The following is a 19,093-nucleotide window of genomic DNA, read 5'->3' as shown; positions in this document are numbered from 1 at the left end:
ATAGCAAAGCCCAAAAGGGCTTTGCGTTTTGAACAATATTCTCTCGCGAAGAATAGACACATACGGTGAGTGTCTTTAAATGTTCGCCGCAAAAGTAACTTTAATATTTTAATTATGAAGAAATCAATTTTAAATTTTGGAAAAGCTTTAAACAGAGCGGAACAACAAACAATTAATGGTGGTAGAAAACAGTGTGACAAAAACCGTGATCGCGTATGTGAGGAAGTAGGTAGACAATGTGCTGAATTTTATTGTCAATTAGTTCCTATGGAAGCGATATAACAAAAACACACTTTATAAAAACAATTAAAAATATCAACATGAAAAAATCAATTTTAAATTTAGGTAAAACTTTAAATAAAGTAGAACAGAAAACTATTAACGGTGGTCGTGGTGGATACTGTAGAACAAACAAAGATTGTTATACAGAATATTTAGGCCCTGGTGATGTTGGCTGTGTAAACGGAAGATGTTTTTTTTGGTAAGAACTAAGTATTATAAAAATTAATATACTTTAATTATGAAAAAAACAATTTTAAATTTAGGTAAAGCTTTGAATAACTCAGAACAAAAGGTTATTAATGGAGGAGCAATGTTAGCTTCTTGCGCAGATTTATATAAAGGTTTAAATTGCAACGGTTATGTAATTCCAAGATGTAGACTATATTGCGAACAATAGAATTGCTATAAAAGCAGAATAATAAGAGGCTATCTTAAAATAGCCTCTTTTTTAAATAAAAATCTTGAAGAAATTTCCAAATTACCAACAAACAGAAGCCAAAGACTGTGGCCCTACCTGTATAAAAATCATAGCCAAACACTATGGTAAAACCATTAATACACAACAGTTACGAAGTTTAAGTGAAACCACTCGTGAAGGAAGTAGTTTACTTGGTTTAAGCGACGCTGTAGAGTCTATGGGGTTTAAATCTTTAGGTATAAAATTATCATATAACAAACTTAAAGAAGCACCACTGCCATGCATACTCCATTGGAATAAAAATCATTATGTAGTACTTTATAAAATAAAAAAAGATACTGTTTACATTTCTGATCCTGCACACGGGTTAATTACTTTTACTAAAAAAGAATTTATTCAATCTTGGATTGGTAACAATGCCGATGAAAACACAGAAGAAGGTATTGCTTTATTGGTAGAACCTACTCCTCGCTTTTATAGTGAAGAATTTGAAGAAGACGAAAAATTTGGATTCTCATTTATATTCAAGTACTTATTCAAATACAAAAAATTTATAGTCCAACTAATTATCGGACTACTTGCAGGTAGCTTATTGCAACTAATCCTTCCTTTCTTAACACAAAGCATTGTGGATGTTGGTATTAAAAATCAAGATCTAAACTTTGTGTACCTCATTCTTTTCGCACAATTATTCCTATTTATAGGAAAAGCTGCTTTAGAAATTATTAGAAGTTGGATTTTACTACACTTAAGTACTCGAATAAATATTTCGTTAATCTCTGATTTTTTTATCAAATTAATGAAACTTCCTATCTCCTATTTTGATGTTCGTATGACGGGAGATTTATTACAAAGAATTAATGATCACAAGCGTATTGAACGAATTTTAACCACCTCTTCATTAACGGTTTTATTCTCTTTTTTCAACCTAATTATTTTCAGTTTAGTATTAGGGTTTTATAGTTTACAAATCTTTGGAGTATTTGTTATAGGAAGTGTTTTATACTTCGGATGGGTATTATTCTTCTTCAAAAAACGAAAGGAATTAGATTATAAACGATTCTCGCAAGTAAGTCAAGAGCAAAGTAAAGTTATTGAACTTATTAACGGAATGCAAGAAATTAAACTCCACAATGCTGAAAGACGCATGCGTTGGAACTGGGAATATGTACAGGCTCGTTTATTTAAAGTAGCCACAAAAAGCTTAGCCTTAGAACAAACCCAAAGTGTAGGTTCTAATTTCATTAATGAGCTAAAGAATATGTTCATTACCATACTATCAGCTAAATTAGTTATTGATGGAGATATTACTTTAGGTATGATGATGGCCATTAGTTATATCGTTGGGCAATTAAATGGCCCAATTACCCAGCTAATTAATTTTATGCGCGATGTACAAGACGCCCAAATATCTATTGACAGACTTGGTGAAATTCATAATATGGAAGATGAAGAAAAACCTGGTGATGAAAAAATTACGCACATTCCTGAAAACGCTGCCATAAAATTAAACAACATCTCTTTTAGATATACTGGCGGATTAGAACCCGTACTAAACGATCTATCTTTAGAAATACCTGCCAACAAAACCACTGCAATAGTTGGTGTTAGTGGAAGCGGAAAAACAACTTTAATGAAACTATTACTTGGTTTTTATCAAGTTGACAAAGGTGATATTATGATTAACAATTTTAATCTGAAAAATATTTCACCAAAAGAATGGCGAAGAAACTGCGGAGTAGTAATGCAAGAAGGCTATATTTTTAATGATTCTATTGCTAAAAACATCGCTGTCGGTGAAGATTATGTAGATAAAGAAAAACTAGCACATGCTATTAACGTCGCTAACATTTCTGATTATATTGAAGGACTTCCGTTAGGTTATAATACCAAAATAGGAAGTGAAGGAAACGGATTAAGCACCGGACAAAAACAACGATTATTAATTGCTCGTTCTGTGTATAAAAATCCTAAATTCTTGTTTTTTGATGAAGCAACCTCTGCACTAGACGCTAATAATGAAAAAGTAATTATGGGAAAATTAAATGAGTTTTTCTCTGACAAAACAGCTGTAGTGATTGCTCACAGATTAAGTACGGTAAAAAACGCACACCAAATAGTGGTATTAGATAAAGGTAAAATCATCGAAAAAGGAACCCATGAAGAGCTAATTAAACTAAATGGAAGTTATTACCATTTGGTGAAGAATCAATTAGACTTGGGTAAATAAAATATAAAAACTGTCATTACGAGGATTATTGAAATTAAAATGTTTTTTAATTGAAAATACTCAAACGGAGTTTGTGACGAAGTAATCTTATTAATAAGAGCAAAATTGCTTCATTCCACTAACAATAACTAAAAACATTCTCTCGCGAAGAATAGACGCAAACCTTGAGTGTCTTTAAATGATCAAGGGTTTAATCTAAATTATTAAATATTTTAATTATGAAAAAATCAATTTTAAACTTGGGAAAAGCTTTAAATAAAGTAGAACAAAAATTAGTTAATGGAGGAAGAGTCTTAGCTCAAGAAGGTGAAAGCGGATATCAATGCTGTAATGCTTGGGGATGCGGTAAATGTGTCACTGGATCTAGTAGAGATTGTAGCAGTCATGGGTCAGAAGTTTACGGTCAGGCATGTTCAGTTGGAATTCAATAAAAACCAACTAAAGTACAAAGTGCTTTTTATTTAAAAGTAGGAGAAAAGATAATAGAACTTTTCTTCTACTTAAAGCAAAATACTTCTTCAAAAAGGTATGAATATCAAAAAAATCACTCGCGAGGAATAAATACAAACCTTGAATATCTTTAAATGATCAAGGATTTAATCAAAATTTTTAAATATTTTAACTATGAAAAAATCAATTTTAAATCTAGGGGAAGCTCTAAACAAAACAGAACAAAAAACTATTAGTGGAGGAAGTGGATCTACATGTCGAGCAGGATATTTTAACGATCAAGAAACCTGTAAAAGTGGCTATTATCCTCACCCTATATATGGCGCTGCTGTTTGTTGTAGATCATAAAAATTTTAACTTTTACAATAAGTAAACGCCTTAGTATATAAAAATATTAAGGACTTAATAAATACTTTAATTATGAAAAAATCAATTTTAAAACTAGGGAAAGCTCTAAACAAAACAGAACAAAAAACTATTAATGGTGGTCGTGGTGGATGCGATATTGCTCCTCCAGCATGCCCTTGTCACGTTAGCCCAGGACACCCTTGTATAGGTAGTGGTACTGGAGGTGGTGAATCTACAGGTACTTGTTTCACTGCTTTTGGAACAACAACAGTTCTTTGCAGCTCTACATGTCCAGATGGTTCACAACCTATCTGTTCATAAAATAACCTTTTGAATACTTTTTAGACTAAAGAAATAAAACTAAGATTAAAATTAAATTATAAAAATCAATTTTAAACTTAGGAAAGCTTTAGTTAAAGCTCTGCAGAAAAAAATAATGGTGGAAGGCACAAAACAAGAGAAAGCTGTGATGCAACTTGTTGTTGTTTTTTTAGGGGAGGAGGGTAAGATGCTATAACTTATGAATGGCGTTGTAATTGTATGTAACCTTTAGCTTGCTTCACTCCACTCCTTATAACAAAAAAATCTCTCGCGAGGAATAGACACAAACCTTGAGTGTCTTTAAATGATCAAGGGTTTAATCTAAATTTTTAAATTTTTAATTATGAAAAAATCAATTTTAAACTTAGGAAAGGCTTTAAACAAAGCAGAACAAAAACAAATTAATGGTGGAAGAAGAATAGTTGAGTGTAATTCAGATTTTGGAGGGTGCCCTTGTAATTGCTGGATAGACAATCGTGGAAAGTGTGTAACAGAAGAAGTTCTGATGCCTCCTTGTGAGAATTAATAATAAGTAAATCATAAATTACAATGAGAGAGAAATTCTCTCTCGTTGTTTTAAGTTTAAAAATACATATGCCAAACAATAATCAAAACATAGAAATACGAAGCGAAGAAGTTCAAGAAATATTGAGCTATGTACCTAATTGGATGATCCGTTGGGGTAACACCTTGCTTTTAACATTAATTATTATGTTGTTGTTTATAACTTGGTTTGTAAAATACCCAGATGTTATTTCTTCACAAGTAATGGTAACAACCTCTTTTCCTCCTGAAAAAATATATGCAAAATCTACAGGGCAATTTGAGGTGTTTTTAACAAATGAAGGTAAAAATGTTTCTGAAAATGATATATTGGCTGTTATAGAAAACAGCGCCTCTTATAAAGATGTTTTACTATTAAAAAGCATTGTAGATACTATTGATAGAAATCAAAAAACGTTTTCTTTTCCTATTGATAAATTACCTCCACTTGTTTTAGGAGATATTACAACTAGTTTCTCTCAATTTGAAAACGACTATTCTGAATATATTTTAAATAAAAAACTAACCCCTTATAAATCTGAAAGTTTCGCCAACAGAATGTCGGTAATTGAAGCTAAAGGGCGATTACAAATTTTAATCTCACAAAAAGAACTTAACAAAAAAGAATTAGAATTTAAACAAATAGATCTTGATCGAAGCAAAAAAATGTTTCAACAAGGTGTTATTTCCGCTAAAGAAAAAGAACAAAAAGAAATAGAATTTTTACAATCTAAAAGGTCTTATAAAAGCTTAGAATCTTCTATTTCACAAATTAGAGAGTTAATTAACAACTCTACTAAAAATTTAGAAGGTACTTCTATCAAAAAAACTCAAAATGATATGCGCTTAAAAAAGAAAGCCATTCAATCATTTTTATACTTAAAAAAATCAATTAAAGACTGGGAGAAGCAATATGCTTTAAGTTCGTCTATAGATGGTGAAATTTCGTTTTTATCATTCTGGAACAAAAACCAAACAGTAAAAACAGGTGATTTAATATTTATAGTTATCCCTACTAAAGATAATTCTTTTATTGGTAAAATAAAGGCTCCGGCTGCAAACTCAGGTAAAATAAAAAAAGGCCAAAAGGTTCAAATAAAGTTATCAAATTATCCTGCTGATGAATTTGGCGAGCTAAACGGAAAAATAAAATCTATCTCGCAAATACCTGATGAAGAAGGTAATTACTTAATAGATGTTGAATTGCCTCAAGACTTAAAAACCACTTACAGTAAAACAATTTCTTTCAGACAAGAAATGAAAGGAACTGCCGATATTATAACAGAAGACTTACGTTTAATAGAACGTTTTTTCTATCAACTACGAAATATTATTAAATAAACATTCTTTCGCGAAGAATAGACATAAACCTTGAATGTCTTTAAATGATCAAGGATTAATAAATAGTAAATTTTTAATCATGAAAAAATCAATTTTAAACCTAGGTGAAGTTTTAAACAAAACTCAACAAAGACAAGTTAATGGAGGTAGAGCTCCTAAATGCTGTATCGACTGGAATCCTATTGAGAGACATTGTTACGAGTGGGATAGAAATTGTAAAAGGTAACTTTTAAGCAGAAATACAAACAATTAAAAAATTATTTTTTAGTTGTTTGTATTTTAAAAAGATACTTAAAAGAGCACAAAAAAATTAAGCGTTACTTATTATTTAATAAATACTTTATTAGCATATTTTGTTTGGACAAATACCTCTATAAATTATTTTTTATATTAAAAAAAGAACTAAATTAGCAAGCTTGCTAAAAATGTAAATTAGCAACATAAATTGTTACATTAAATATAAAAAATACAAGTATGAGTCCGAATGATGATAGAAGAATAAAAGAAAAATTACAACCAAAAACTTGGAATGAAATAAAAACAAACGATTCTTGGGCTATTTTTAAAATTATGGCTGAGTTTGTTGAAGGTTACGAAAAATTAAGTAAAATTGGCCCTTGCGTGTCTATCTTTGGTTCTGCAAGAACAAAAACAGACGATCCTTATTATAAATTAGCTGAAGAAGTTGGTTTTAAATTAACTGAAAACGGATTTGGTGTTATCACTGGTGGTGGACCAGGAATAATGGAAGCCGGTAATAAAGGAGCTCATAGAGGAAAAGGAACTTCGGTTGGATTAAATATCGAGCTACCTTTCGAACAACACGACAATCCTTGGGTTGATCGTGATAAAAACTTAAACTTCGATTATTTCTTCGTTCGTAAAGTTATGTTCGTAAAATACTCTCAAGGTTTTGTTGTGATGCCAGGTGGTTTTGGCACTATGGATGAACTTTTTGAGGCAATTACATTAATTCAAACTAACAAAATTGGTCGTTTTCCTATTGTTTTAGTAGGTACAAAATTTTGGGCAGGTTTATTAGACTGGATAAAAAACACCTTACTAGAAGAAGGTAATATTAGTGAAAAAGATTTAGACTTATTTAGAGTTGTTGATACTGCTGATGAAGCGGTAGATCACTTTAATAAATTTTATAAGAAAAACGAATTAAAACCAAACTTTTAAAAATAATTCTCAAAAAAGCTCGTTGATTCTTCAACGAGCTTTTACCTTTAATTTGAAACATCAATTACTCCTTTTTTTTGCTTCACTATTCATGTGCTGTTATATAGTAACAGCGCAAACGAATACTATTGAAATAGATGCAAAATTAGATGATGAAAATGATTTACTTCATATCGATCAAAAAACTGTTTTTTATAACAATTCTTCTGACACTATAAATACATTTTTTTTACATAATTGGTCTAATAGCTATAAGAACAAAAACACTCCTTTAGGAAAACGCCTTATTGAAGATTATAAAAAGGACTTCTACTTCTCTAACGAAAAAGAAAAAGGTTTTACCAAAATACATAAAGTTACAGCTGATTTTCAAAAAGTTACTTTTAAAGAAAAAGAAAATCAACCTGATATAATTGAAATTTCATTCAATAAAGCTCTAAAACCAAAAGACAGTTTAACAATATCTATTAATTATACGGTAAAAATTCCAAATGCGAGATTCACTGGATACGGAAAAATAAAAAACGGATATCATTTACGGTTTTGGCACATTACACCTGCCGTTTACAAAGACAAATGGCAATTAATGAGTAATCTAAATATTGATGATTTATACGAGAGCCTAACAAATTATACTATAAGCATCTCTATTCCTAGAAAATATACTCTAGAAAGTAATTTGCATCAAAAGAAAATAAAACAAAAAAAATACGCTCATTATTATTTAGAAGGTAAAAAAAGAAAAGATATAATTATTCATATTGATTCATTAAGTAGGTTTACATCTTTTAAAACAAAAAACAACGAAATAAAAACAGATACTCATTTAAAAAGTATACCTAAAGACACCACCAATAAAATAATAAATAAACAAATTAATTTTATTGAGCGTTTTTTAGGAAAACATCCACATAATGAAATTTTTATTGATGCTGCTACTATTAATAAAAACTCGTTACATGAAATTTACGGACTTCCTCGATGGTTGAAACCTTTTCCTGATAATTTTAGATGGGAAATCAACTTTTTTAAAGCTCTTTCTAAAAGATATATTAATGATGCATTAGTTTTAAATCAACGAACAGATTATTGGCTTACAAATGGTTTAGAAGCCTTTTTAATGATGAAATATATCAATGAATATTATCCAAACATAACTGTTTTAGGTAAATATTCTAAATACTGGCCTATTAAAACTTATAATCTATCCAAACTAAAACAGAATGATAAATATTCTTTTGTATATCAATTTAGTGCTCGGAAATTTTATGATCAACCATTAACAACTCCTTCTGACTCCCTTTCTAATTTTAATCGAAAAGTTGTTAGTGAATATAAAGCTGGCTTAGGGCTACTTTATCTTCAAGACTATATTGGAGGTGATACCTTAGCCCAATCATTAAAAGAATTCTACTCAAAAAACCAGCTAAAAGAAACCAATAGTCAATATTTTAAAACACTACTTAAAAAAAACACGTCTAAAGATTTAGAGTGGTTTTTTAATGATTATTTAAAGAGTAGTAAAAAAATAGATTATAAAATATCTAAAATAAAAACTTCTAAAAAGAAAGATTCTTTAGAGGTAACTATAAAAAATAAAAGAAATTTTTCTTCTCCTATTGCCTTGTATGGTATACAAAAAAAGAACGTAATCTTCAAAAAATGGATTACTGGAACCGATTCTATAAAAACGATTAAGATTAAAAAAGGAGGCTTTGACAAACTTGCTTTAAATTACGAAAATATTTATCCCGAATACAATTCTCTTGATAATTTTAGAAAGATTAATAATACGCTAATTAACAAACCTCTTCAGCTCCGATTTTTTACAGATGTTGAAAACCCGTATTACAGCCAACTATTTTATTATCCCGATTTTAAGTATAATTTATATGACGGTGTAATTTTGGGCGTAAATATTAATAACCAATCTCTTATAAACCATAATTTCCAATTTAGCTTAACTCCTAATTACAGTACAAAAAGCAATAATTTTACAGGGTCTTATGCGTTTTCTTACAATCATTTTTTTAAAAAAACTAAAATATATAAAGTACGTTATGGTTTTAGCGGAAGCAGCTTTCATTATGCACCGGAGTTAGAGTACAATACATTTGCTCCTTCTGTTGGCATTCAATTTAGAAGAAATACGTTACGTAAAAATGGAATAAAATTATTAATTGCCAGATTAATTAGTGTTAATAAAGAAGTTGGAATTGACAAACCTAAAGAAGAAAGTGACAAGTATAATATCATTAACTTACGATATATTAATTCTAACTTCAATGCAATTAACAGAACCCAATATGCTATCAATGCAGAGTTAAACTCAAACTTTAGTAAAATTACAACCGATTTTCGTTACCGTAAGTTCTTTTCTGCTGATAACAGTTTTGATGTTCGTTTTTTTGGAGGAGTTTTTTTACACAATAAATCTGAAGGAGATTATTTTAGCTTCGGATTAAATCGTGGTTCTGATTATTTATTTGAACAAAACTTATTTGGTCGTTCTGAAAACGAAGGTATATTTAGTCAGCAATTTGTAATTGATCAAGCTGGTTTTAAATCTAAATATAGTAAACCTCAATTTTCAAATCAATTAATAACATCTATAAATACAAGTGTTAGTGTATATAAATGGGCAGAAGTTTACAACGATTTTGCCATGTTAAAAAACCGAGACAACTCTCCTAATTATTTTTACGAAAACGGAGTACGTTTAAACTTTATACCTAATATTTTTGAATTTTACTTTCCTATATACACCAACGAAGGTTTTGACATTACAAAAGAAGCTTACCCTACAAAGGTTCGATTTGTAATTACTACAAGTATTGATAGGATTTACAATTTTATTAGAAGAGGATTATTATAGATACTTCAACAAATCTTCTTATTTCTTCATTTTTTTGAAGAATATTCAGTAAAAATTGAAATTTTTAAATTTCAACTAAAAAAACTATCTTTGTAAGCACACCAAAACTAGAAGATAATGAAGCAAAACACCGAAATAGCTAATACTCAACAACTTTCTTTTCAAGATTTTAAAAATGAAGTTTTAAACGACTATCGAATTGCTCGCTTAAGTAGAGAATGTAGTTTGTTAGGTCGTAGAGAAGTTTTAACTGGTAAAGCAAAATTCGGAATTTTTGGGGACGGTAAAGAAGTACCACAATTAGCAATGGCTAAAGCCTTTCAGAATGGTGATTTTAGATCTGGTTATTACCGTGATCAAACCTTTATGATGGCAATTAACCAATTAACTCCTCAACAATTTTTTGCAGGATTATATGGTCATACAAATATTGATGCCGAGCCAATGTCTGCCGGTCGTCAAATGGGAGGGCATTTTGCTACACATTCTTTAGATGAAAATGGAGATTGGAAAAACTTAACTGCTCAGAAAAATTCTTCTGCAGATATTTCTCCAACCGCAGGTCAAATGCCTCGTTTATTAGGTTTAGCACAAGCTTCTAAAATTTATCGTAATGTAGATGGTTTAGAGAATTTTACTGATTTTTCTAATAAAGGTAACGAAGTTGCTTGGGGTACAATTGGTAACGCAAGTACTTCTGAAGGTTTATTCTTCGAAACTATTAATGCTGCAGGTGTGTTGCAAGTACCAATGGTAATGAATGTTTGGGATGATGAATACGGAATCTCAGTACATGCAAAGCATCAAACAACAAAAGAAAGTATTTCTGAAATTTTAAAAGGGTTTCAAAAAGAAAAAGATACAAACGGTTACGAGATTTTTGTCGTAAACGGATGGGATTATGTGCAATTAATTGATGTTTATAATAAAGCATCAAAAATTGCAAGAGAACAACACATACCTGTTTTAATTCATGTAAAAGAATTAACACAACCACAAGGGCATTCTACTTCTGGTTCTCATGAAAGATATAAATCTGCAGAGCGTTTAAAATGGGAACAAGAATTTGATTGTCTTGCTCAGATGCGTAAATGGATTTTAGAATTCGAATTACAAAATGAAGACGGAACTGTTTTAAAATTTATTGATTCTGAAGAGGATTTAATAAAAATAGAAAAAGAAACTAAAAAAGAAGTTAGTAAAGCAAAACGTGATGCTTGGAGTGCTTACACAAATGAAATAAAAGAAGAAGTTGCTGCTGCTGTAGATTTACTAGAAAAAGTAGCTCAAAAAAGTAACAACGCTTCGTTTATCAATAAATATAAAAACGATTTAGCTGCTATCTCTGAACCTATCAGAAAAGATATTTTAGTTGCTGCGCGTAAGACATTACGTTATTTAAAGGGTGAGGATTTTACAGAAAAAACAACACTTCAAAACTTTATTAAATCATCTATAGATAATGCTGCTGTAAAATTTTCTGCTCACCTATTAAGTGAAACAGCATTGGCTACTGAGAAAATTTCAGTTGAAGCACCAACATATGCTGCTGAGGAAAACTTAGTAGATGCACGTGTTATTATGCGTGATAATTTTGATGCCATCTTTAATAAATACCCTGAAGCTTTAATTTTCGGAGAAGATGCTGGGTATATTGGTGATGTAAACCAAGGCTTAGAAGGTTTACAAGAAAAATATGGTGAATTAAGAGTTTCTGATACAGGTATTCGTGAAGCAACTATTTTAGGGCAAGGTATCGGAATGGCAATGCGTGGTTTACGCCCAATTGCTGAAATTCAATATTTAGATTACCTATTATATGCTTTACAAATTATGAGCGACGATTTAGCAACACTTCGTTACCGTACTTTTGGTAAACAAAAAGCACCGTTAATTATTCGTACTCGTGGGCACCGACTAGAAGGTATTTGGCATTCTGGTTCACCAATGGGTGGAATTATAAATAACATTCGTGGAATTCATGTTTTGGTACCAAGAAACATGACTAAAGCTGCCGGTTTTTATAACACTTTATTAGAAGGTGATGATCCTGCTTTAGTTGTAGAATGTTTAAACGGATACCGTTTAAAAGAAGAATTACCTACCAATTTAGGAGAATTTAAAACGCCAATTGGTGTTGTTGAAACAATAAAAGAAGGAACAGATATTACTGTAATATCTTACGGTTCTACTCTTAGAATTGTAGAAGAGGCTGCTAAAGAATTAGCACAAGTAGGTATTGATATCGAAATTGTAGATGCGCAAAGTTTATTACCTTTTGATTTAAATCACGATACGGTAAAATCGGTTGCTAAAACAAATCGTTTATTAGTAGTTGATGAGGATGTACCAGGTGGAGCTTCTGCTTACTTATTACAAGAAATTGTAGAAAATCAAAATGGGTACAAACACTTAGATAGCAAACCACAAACCTTAACAGCAAAAGCACATAGACCTGCTTATGGTACAGACGGAGATTACTTCTCTAAACCATCTGCTGAAGATATTTTTGAAAAAGTATACGAGATTATGAACGAAGCAAATCCTGCTAAATTTAAAAGCTTGTATTAAGCATAATATTACGATAATAATTAAAAATCCCAAACTTAAATGTTTGGGATTTTTTTTTAACAAAACAATAAGTTTAAAAGTTCTACCTTTTTGGTATTTTAGTGCATTTTATATTAAAAACTCAACATAAACAATGAAAAAATTATTTATACTGTCTTTATTATTTGCTTTTATTTTTCCTTCAGAAATAAATGCGCAAAGACGAAAATCAAAGAATAAAAAAGAAACTTCAACCGAGAAATCAAAACCTAAAAATAAGACAAAAAAATACTCGGATTTTGTAAAAAAAGGCACAAAATCTGACGAAGGTTTATTTAAAGTTCATGAAAATGACGGAGAATATTTTTATGAAATTCCGAAAAGTTTGTTTGGAAAAGAAATGTTATTAGTGAGCAGAATTAAAGAATTGCCTTCAAATTTTGGAGGAGGTTATATAAATGCGGGTTCAAAAACAAACGAACAAGTTGTCGTTTGGGAGCAATTTAAAAAGAAAATCCTCCTAAAAATAAAATCTTATAATGCCATTGCAAACGATTCTTTACCAATTTACAAATCAGTGAAATCAAATAATTTAGAACCCATTTTATATGCGTTTGATATCAAAACAGAAAGCAAAGATTCTTCTGCTGTTTTAATTGACGTTACTAAATTTTTCTCTTCGGATATTAAAGCGCTTAGCGGAATCGGAAGTAGGTCAAGAACCGAATACAAAGTAAAAAAATTGGATAGTAAAAGAAGCTTTATTAATACCATAAAAAGTTATCCTAAAAATATTGAAGTTATACAAGATTTTACTTTCGATGCCAGCAAACCACCTTCAAGTAGAAACGCAGGTACCATTAGTATCAGAATGAATCAATCAATGATTTTACTACCAGAAAAACCTATGACACCTCGTTTATTTGACAAACGTGTTGGGTATTTTACTGTTGGAACTGTAGATTATAATTCAGAAAAATTAAAAGCAGATAGCAAAAGGTATATTAGTCGCTGGAGGTTAGAACCAAAAGATAAAGAAGCTTACGCAAGAGGTGAATTAGTTGAACCTATTAAGCCAATTGTTTACTATTTAGATCCGGCAACGCCAAAAAAATTACGCAAATACATAAAACAAGGTGTAGATGATTGGGCTGGAGTTTTTGAAACTGCTGGATTTAAAAATGCTATTATGGCAAAGATGCCACCGAGCAAGGAAGAAGACCCAGAATTTAGCATGGAAGATATTAGATACTCTTCTATTAGGTATGTCGCAAGTACTACAAGAAATGCCGTTGGACCAAGTGTTTCTGATCCTCGTTCTGGTGAAATTATTGAAAGTGATATTATTTGGTATCACAATCATTTACGTTCATATAGAAACAGGTATTTATTAGAAACAGGTGCCGCAAATCCTTCTGCCAGAACCTTAGATACTCCTGCCGAAGAAATTGGAGAAATGATGCGAATGGTGATTGCTCATGAAATCGGCCACGCATTAGGTTTACCTCATAATATGGCTGCAAGTTATGCATACCCAACAGAATCTTTACGAGATGGTGATTTTACTCAAAAAAACGGAATAGCAGCAACCATTATGGATTATGCTCGTTATAATTACGTAGCACAACCTGAAGATAAAAATATTCGTTTTATTCGTCAATTAGGCCCTTATGACCACTACTCTATCAATTGGGGATATCGTGTAATTCCTACTGCTACTACTCCCAAAGACGAAGTAAAAACCTTAGATAAATGGATTGATGAAAAAGCGGGTAACCCAATCTATAAATTTGGGTATCAACGTAGAGGAGGGTTTGATCCAGCTTCTCAAACTGAAGGTATTGGAAACGATTTAATAAAAGCAAGTACTTACGGAATTAAAAACCTAAAAATCGTTGCTGAAAATTTACCTGAATGGACTTCTGACCAAACCAATGATTATGCCGATTTAAATGAATTATACGGAGAATTATTAAGTGTTTGGAATCGTTATATAAATCATGTAGTTGGTAATATTGGTGGTGTTTTTGAAGATAACAAAAAACCTAATCAACAAGGTAATGTATATTCTGTATTAGCAAAAAGAAAACAAAAAGAATCGTTAAATTGGTTATTAAAAAATACCTTCACTACACCAAATTGGTTATTAGATAAAAATATTTTAGCAAACATTAATCACACGGGCTATGTTGAAAGAATGGGGCGTTATCAAAACCGTCATTTAAGTAGTTTATTGAGTGAATCTCGCTTACAAAGAATGACAAATTCTGAAGTTACTAGTGATGATTTTTATGCTGCTGCGGATATGGTTAAAGACCTTAGAAAAGGTATTTTCTCTGAAGCTAATTCAACTAAAAACGTAACTGTTTACAGAAGAAATTTACAAAAGAATTTTATTGACAGACTAGGTATTTTACTGAATAGCAAGAGCGCTAAAAACTCTGATATTTCTTCAATTTCTCGCGGCGAGTTAGCTTCTTTAAAGTATTTAACAAACAATGCTAGTAAAAGAGCTGTAAATAGTATTACAAAATACCATTACAAAGATTGTGTCGCTAAAATTGATGCAATTCTAAATCCTAAAAAATAATAGCATCTAGAGTAATCTTTAATTATCGATTCCGCTCGATATAACATTATTACTTTCTTAACAAACTAGTACCTATTGCGCATTGTAAACAACGTTTCTTTACGCAATAGTTGTTTTTAAGTTCTAATAAAGCCTGACTTTCAAAGGCATTTTTAGCAGTGATTTTTAAATCTGAAAATTTAGTTATTATTGAGTTTTTCTCTGATTTAATTTGTTGCATCAATTTAAAAAAAACTTCATTATTTACTCCTCCTCTACTTTGTTCATGCACAAATTTTAATGGTAAAATAGTGTTTATCAACAGTAGATCTATAAATGATTTTGTGAGTTTTTTAGCTGATTTTTTTGATTCGGTTTCAAATGTATAATGTGTCCTCCAAAAATCAGATATTGTTACTGAAAACAAATCATAAAAATCTTCTAGTTTATTTAACTCCATCAATTTAGAAAACAAATTTTGATGTTTAAAAAACAACGCTACTAACTGTGCTATTCGAATGGTAGGAAAATTTGTTGGTCGCATTCTAAAAAAATGAAATAAACCATTAGAAATTGGTAGTAATTTATATTTATGCTTTAAATAAGCATATTCTTTTTTTAATTGAATAAAATAAGAATCTTCAACTTCATTTTCTAAAAATCCTGCTTGCCCGAATAATAAAGCTGACAATTGAAATTCATTAAAACAGACTTTTTTTAAAATTGAAAACTCAAATGATTGCGCTAACTGTAAAAAAGCTTCACCATTAATTTTCAATCCAAAATTTTTAGCCAATAGCTGAAATAAAACACTCTCGAAATTATTATTTGATTTCGCTAATAACTCTTTTATTAACAAGGCCTTGTTTTCTAATCGCTCAAAATACAATCGCTCTAACCAATTACTCATCAAAAAGGAATCTACTTCTTTAATTTGTTGCTCACACGGAATCCAACGAAGTTGTTTAGAAAATAAAGATTGATAATTATTAAGTAAGTTTTTATCAATTAATCCATGTAACTCAAGAGTTGGCAATGGCTTATTATTTTTCATAAAAACAGCTGAATCATGTTGCCAAACTACATGTAAAATTACGGCATCATAGTTTTTATCTTCTTCGTGTTTGTGTAAATACCAATCAGATGAGTTGATGTGAATTTCAACATTCCCAATCCATAATTGATTGTTTATTTTAAGATGTGCGTTTAAAAAATCGGGTCCAGCATTTAAATTATGGGTTCCAGATTTAACAATTTGAATCGTTTCGTTAGCTACAGATTTTAAGTTACTTGAAGGAAACAACTTGTTTTGCCATAAAAAATGCAGAAAATCTTCTTTCATAATCCGGAGTTAGCAATTATTTTTTGACCATTAAGATATAAAAATATTACTAAACAACTTTTCATCAATAACTTACACGCTAAATTACAAGTACGAATCAGAAAAAAACTATTTATCATACTTTAACAATCTTCTAATAAAATAGCATAAAAGATTAAATTTATTGGCGCATCAATTTTTATAATAATCAAATAGTAATTTTTGTTAAAAGCAATTGTAATTTTGCATTCTAAATAAATTAAAATGAATAGCATAGAAAATTTAAAATGGCGTTATGCTGTTAAAAAATTCGACGAAAATAAATCACTTTCAGAAGTACAAATAAACATTTTAAAAGAAGCTTTTAACTTAACTGCTACTTCATACGGATTACAGCCTATTAAGATGGTGGTAATTCAAAATAAAGAAATTCAAGAGCAACTTGTAGCTCATTCTTGGAATCAGCCACAAGTATTACATGCATCACATGTATTGGTTTTATGTATTCCGAAAGAATACACTACTAAAGATATTGATTCTTATTTTTCATTGGTAAAAAACATCAGAAATACTCCTGATAAAATTTTAAACCCGTTTAAAGAAATGCTTAGTTCTTCAATAGCTAACAAAAAGCAAGATGAATTAACTATTTGGAACAAAAACCAAGCATATATTGCCTTGGGTAATTTAATGACTGTTGCAGCAAACGAAAAAATAGACTCTTGCCCAATGGAAGGTTTTATTCCTGAAAAATACGATGAAATTTTAGGTTTAGACAAACATAATTTAACATCTGTTTTAGTATTACCAGTTGGTTTTAGAGCTGAAGACGATTATATGAAAGATCTAAAAAAGGTTCGTAAAAATATAGAAGACGTAATTATAGAAATGTAATCTTAAATTAAATGAGCGGGATTGAAATCTTTCAATTCCGCTCATTTTACATTTATTAAACTCTTTGCATTTAATTTATAATTACAATTTAGTACATTCGTTATTCATAATTAAACTGTATGCAACCACTACACATAATACTCCTTATTCTTGCCTATTTTGGGGTACTAATTCTTATCTCTTACATCACAGGTAAATCGGCAAACAATAACACATTTTTTAAAGCAGATAACTCTTCTCCTTGGTATTTAGTTGCCTTTGGTATGATTGGCGCTTCTTTATCGGGTGTTACTTTTATTTCTGTACCTGGTTGGATTGAAGGACAACAAATGAGCTATATGCAAATGGTATTAGGCTATGTTGTTGGGTATGCAGTTATTGGCTTGATATTACTTCCGTTATATTATAGATTAAACCTTACTTCTATTTACACTTATTTAGAAGATCGTTTTGGTCGCTATTCCTATAAAACCGGAGCCTCTTTTTTCTTACTATCAAGAACTGTAGGCGCTGCTTTTCGATTATTTTTAGTAGCCAATGTATTGCAATTAATTTTGTTTGATGCTTACGGAATTCCGTTTTGGGTAACCGTAACTATTACTATTTTATTAATTTGGCTGTACACTTTTAAAGGAGGAATAAAAACGATTGTTTGGACAGATACCTTGCAAACTTTATTTATGCTAATCGCCGTAGGAGTTTGTATTGTTACCATTAAAGATGAAATGCAAATAGAAAGCTTAACTTCTTACATATCTGACAATAAATTATCTAAAATGTTCTTTTTTGATGATTGGAAATCTGGAAATTATTTTTGGAATCGATTCTTCTCTGGAGCATTTATAGCTATTGTAATGACAGGTTTAGATCAAGATATGATGCAGAAAAACTTAACGTGTCGTAACTTAAAAGACGCACAAAAAAATATGTTTTGGTTTACGCTTGTGTTAGTAATTGTAAACTTTTTCTTTTTAGCATTGGGTGTTTTATTAACTGATTATGCCACTACAAACGAAATTAACGCGCACAAAGATCAATTATTCCCAACGATTGCTATGAGTGGTGAGTTAGGCCTAGCAACTTCTTTATTCTTTTTACTAGGATTAATTGCAGCTGCATATTCAAGTGCAGATAGTGCACTAACCTCGTTAACAACTTCTTTTAGTATTGATATTTTAGAAATTGATAAAAAAGGAGATGAGCAAGAAAATATAAAAACACGAAAAAAAATACACATCCTATTTTCATTCATATTAATAGCTACCATTTTAGTTTTTAAATATTTTATTGCAGATGCTAGTGTAATCGCTAAAATATTTCAGTTTGCTGGTTATACTTATGGTCCGTTATTAGGTTTATATGCCTTCGGGTTATTCACCAAACTAAATGTAAAAGATAAATTGGTTCCTGCAATTTGTATTGCATCGCCAATCCTTACTTATTTGATAAGTATTTTTAGCAAGTCGCAGTTAAATTTCGACTTCGGATTCTTTGTATTAGTATTAAACGGATTCATTACTTTCTTCGGATTATTAGCTATAAAAAAATCTAAAAATGCCTAAAAAAGGAAAAGCAAAAAACACAGCTAACAAAGCGAAGCATACCCGCTTAATGAAGCAGAAAGAAAATAAGATAAAGCTCGAAAAACAACAAAACAAAGAGCGTTTAAAAGCCCTTGTAAAAAAAATGAACGAACAAAAAGAAACAGAGTAGCTTCATTATTTCATTATGCTTCTTATTGTTTTTAATACCTTAACCACCCTAAT

16 protein-coding genes are annotated in these 19,093 nt (G+C 30.3%); 15 read left to right on the top strand and 1 reads right to left on the bottom strand.

The features are described 5' to 3' along the window. Positions 1 to 114 precede the first annotated feature (114 nt). The 12 genes from ACQ629_RS11445 (at position 115) to ACQ629_RS11390 (ending at position 15,133) form a co-directional block, all read left to right on the top strand. Positions 115 to 282 carry a hypothetical protein gene (locus tag ACQ629_RS11445; RefSeq protein WP_483705061.1) on the top strand — a complete coding sequence of 56 codons (168 nt, stop codon included), beginning with the start codon at positions 115 to 117 and terminating at the stop codon, positions 280 to 282. 38 nt (positions 283 to 320) lie between these two features. Next, the gene (locus ACQ629_RS11440; protein WP_483705059.1) at positions 321 to 485 is read left to right on the top strand and encodes a hypothetical protein; all 165 of its coding nucleotides are present in this window, start codon (positions 321 to 323) and stop codon (positions 483 to 485) included. Between the two features lie 258 nt (positions 486 to 743). Further along, the gene (locus tag ACQ629_RS11435; protein ID WP_483705057.1) at positions 744 to 2,930 is read left to right on the top strand and encodes a peptidase domain-containing ABC transporter; all 2,187 of its coding nucleotides are present in this window, start codon (positions 744 to 746) and stop codon (positions 2,928 to 2,930) included. Positions 2,931 to 3,148: 218 nt separating this feature from the next. Beyond that, entirely contained in the window at positions 3,149 to 3,361 is a 213-nt protein-coding gene (locus tag ACQ629_RS11430; protein WP_483705055.1) for a hypothetical protein, read from the top strand. A 193-nt stretch (positions 3,362 to 3,554) separates the two neighbouring features. After that, positions 3,555 to 3,728: a hypothetical protein gene (locus ACQ629_RS11425; RefSeq protein ID WP_483705053.1), complete on the top strand. Its 174-nt coding sequence runs from the start codon at positions 3,555 to 3,557 to the stop codon at positions 3,726 to 3,728. A gap of 72 nt (positions 3,729 to 3,800) precedes the next feature. Beyond that, positions 3,801 to 4,049 (top strand): hypothetical protein, encoded by a 249-nt coding sequence (locus tag ACQ629_RS11420; RefSeq protein ID WP_483705051.1) that lies wholly within the window; start codon positions 3,801 to 3,803, stop codon positions 4,047 to 4,049. A gap of 343 nt (positions 4,050 to 4,392) precedes the next feature. Beyond that, positions 4,393 to 4,575 (top strand): hypothetical protein, encoded by a 183-nt coding sequence (locus tag ACQ629_RS11415; RefSeq protein ID WP_483705049.1) that lies wholly within the window; start codon positions 4,393 to 4,395, stop codon positions 4,573 to 4,575. 68 nt (positions 4,576 to 4,643) lie between these two features. Further along, positions 4,644 to 5,933, top strand: coding sequence for an HlyD family secretion protein (locus ACQ629_RS11410; RefSeq protein ID WP_483705047.1), 1,290 nt, complete (start codon positions 4,644 to 4,646; stop codon positions 5,931 to 5,933). 474 nt (positions 5,934 to 6,407) lie between these two features. After that, the gene (locus ACQ629_RS11405; RefSeq protein WP_483705045.1) at positions 6,408 to 7,118 is read left to right on the top strand and encodes an LOG family protein; all 711 of its coding nucleotides are present in this window, start codon (positions 6,408 to 6,410) and stop codon (positions 7,116 to 7,118) included. 91 nt (positions 7,119 to 7,209) lie between these two features. Continuing rightward, positions 7,210 to 9,993 carry a gluzincin family metallopeptidase gene (locus ACQ629_RS11400; RefSeq protein ID WP_483705043.1) on the top strand — a complete coding sequence of 928 codons (2,784 nt, stop codon included), beginning with the start codon at positions 7,210 to 7,212 and terminating at the stop codon, positions 9,991 to 9,993. Positions 9,994 to 10,110: 117 nt separating this feature from the next. Beyond that, complete coding sequence (locus ACQ629_RS11395) at positions 10,111 to 12,564, top strand: alpha-ketoacid dehydrogenase subunit alpha/beta (protein ID WP_483705041.1); 2,454 nt, start codon at positions 10,111 to 10,113, stop codon at positions 12,562 to 12,564. Between the two features lie 133 nt (positions 12,565 to 12,697). Beyond that, positions 12,698 to 15,133 carry a zinc-dependent metalloprotease gene (locus ACQ629_RS11390; protein WP_483705039.1) on the top strand — a complete coding sequence of 812 codons (2,436 nt, stop codon included), beginning with the start codon at positions 12,698 to 12,700 and terminating at the stop codon, positions 15,131 to 15,133. A gap of 49 nt (positions 15,134 to 15,182) precedes the next feature. Here the strand turns inward: ACQ629_RS11390 and ACQ629_RS11385 are convergent, their stop codons facing one another. Then, positions 15,183 to 16,454: a DUF2851 family protein gene (locus tag ACQ629_RS11385; RefSeq protein WP_483705037.1), complete on the bottom strand. Its 1,272-nt coding sequence runs from the start codon at positions 16,452 to 16,454 to the stop codon at positions 15,183 to 15,185. Between the two features lie 243 nt (positions 16,455 to 16,697). On the opposite strand from ACQ629_RS11385, the gene ACQ629_RS11380 reads away from it, so the two are divergent. The 3 genes from ACQ629_RS11380 to ACQ629_RS11370 all read left to right on the top strand — a co-directional run bounded on the left by ACQ629_RS11380 (position 16,698) and on the right by ACQ629_RS11370 (position 19,040). Next, the gene (locus ACQ629_RS11380; RefSeq protein WP_483705035.1) at positions 16,698 to 17,327 is read left to right on the top strand and encodes an NAD(P)H-dependent oxidoreductase; all 630 of its coding nucleotides are present in this window, start codon (positions 16,698 to 16,700) and stop codon (positions 17,325 to 17,327) included. A 119-nt stretch (positions 17,328 to 17,446) separates the two neighbouring features. Next, entirely contained in the window at positions 17,447 to 18,889 is a 1,443-nt protein-coding gene (locus ACQ629_RS11375) for a sodium:solute symporter (protein ID WP_483705033.1), read from the top strand. Then, a complete protein-coding gene (locus ACQ629_RS11370; protein WP_483705031.1) occupies positions 18,882 to 19,040 on the top strand; it encodes a hypothetical protein in 159 nt (52 codons plus the stop codon). The genes ACQ629_RS11375 and ACQ629_RS11370 overlap by 8 nt, the downstream gene beginning before the upstream one ends. Positions 19,041 to 19,093 lie beyond the last annotated feature (53 nt).

The organism is Tenacibaculum sp. SM2510 (assembly GCF_057002845.1).
Note: the sequence above shows the minus strand (reverse complement) of the source record. Positions and strands in the feature narration are given on the sequence as shown.

Excerpts from the sequence above, each read along its gene's own strand:
- ACQ629_RS11445 (WP_483705061.1), top strand. The coding sequence starts at position 115 with ATGAAGAAATCAATTTTAAATTTTGGAAAAGCTTTAAACAGAGCGGAA.
- ACQ629_RS11440 (WP_483705059.1), top strand. The coding sequence starts at position 321 with ATGAAAAAATCAATTTTAAATTTAGGTAAAACTTTAAATAAAGTAGAA.
- ACQ629_RS11430 (WP_483705055.1), top strand. The coding sequence starts at position 3,149 with ATGAAAAAATCAATTTTAAACTTGGGAAAAGCTTTAAATAAAGTAGAA.
- ACQ629_RS11425 (WP_483705053.1), top strand. The coding sequence starts at position 3,555 with ATGAAAAAATCAATTTTAAATCTAGGGGAAGCTCTAAACAAAACAGAA.
- ACQ629_RS11420 (WP_483705051.1), top strand. The coding sequence starts at position 3,801 with ATGAAAAAATCAATTTTAAAACTAGGGAAAGCTCTAAACAAAACAGAA.
- ACQ629_RS11415 (WP_483705049.1), top strand. The coding sequence starts at position 4,393 with ATGAAAAAATCAATTTTAAACTTAGGAAAGGCTTTAAACAAAGCAGAA.
- ACQ629_RS11410 (WP_483705047.1), top strand. The coding sequence starts at position 4,644 with ATGCCAAACAATAATCAAAACATAGAAATACGAAGCGAAGAAGTTCAA.
- ACQ629_RS11405 (WP_483705045.1), top strand. The coding sequence starts at position 6,408 with ATGAGTCCGAATGATGATAGAAGAATAAAAGAAAAATTACAACCAAAA.
- ACQ629_RS11400 (WP_483705043.1), top strand. The coding sequence starts at position 7,210 with ATGTGCTGTTATATAGTAACAGCGCAAACGAATACTATTGAAATAGAT.
- ACQ629_RS11395 (WP_483705041.1), top strand. The coding sequence starts at position 10,111 with ATGAAGCAAAACACCGAAATAGCTAATACTCAACAACTTTCTTTTCAA.
- ACQ629_RS11390 (WP_483705039.1), top strand. The coding sequence starts at position 12,698 with ATGAAAAAATTATTTATACTGTCTTTATTATTTGCTTTTATTTTTCCT.
- ACQ629_RS11385 (WP_483705037.1), bottom strand. The coding sequence starts at position 16,454 with ATGAAAGAAGATTTTCTGCATTTTTTATGGCAAAACAAGTTGTTTCCT.
- ACQ629_RS11380 (WP_483705035.1), top strand. The coding sequence starts at position 16,698 with ATGAATAGCATAGAAAATTTAAAATGGCGTTATGCTGTTAAAAAATTC.
- ACQ629_RS11375 (WP_483705033.1), top strand. The coding sequence starts at position 17,447 with ATGCAACCACTACACATAATACTCCTTATTCTTGCCTATTTTGGGGTA.
- ACQ629_RS11370 (WP_483705031.1), top strand. The coding sequence starts at position 18,882 with ATGCCTAAAAAAGGAAAAGCAAAAAACACAGCTAACAAAGCGAAGCAT.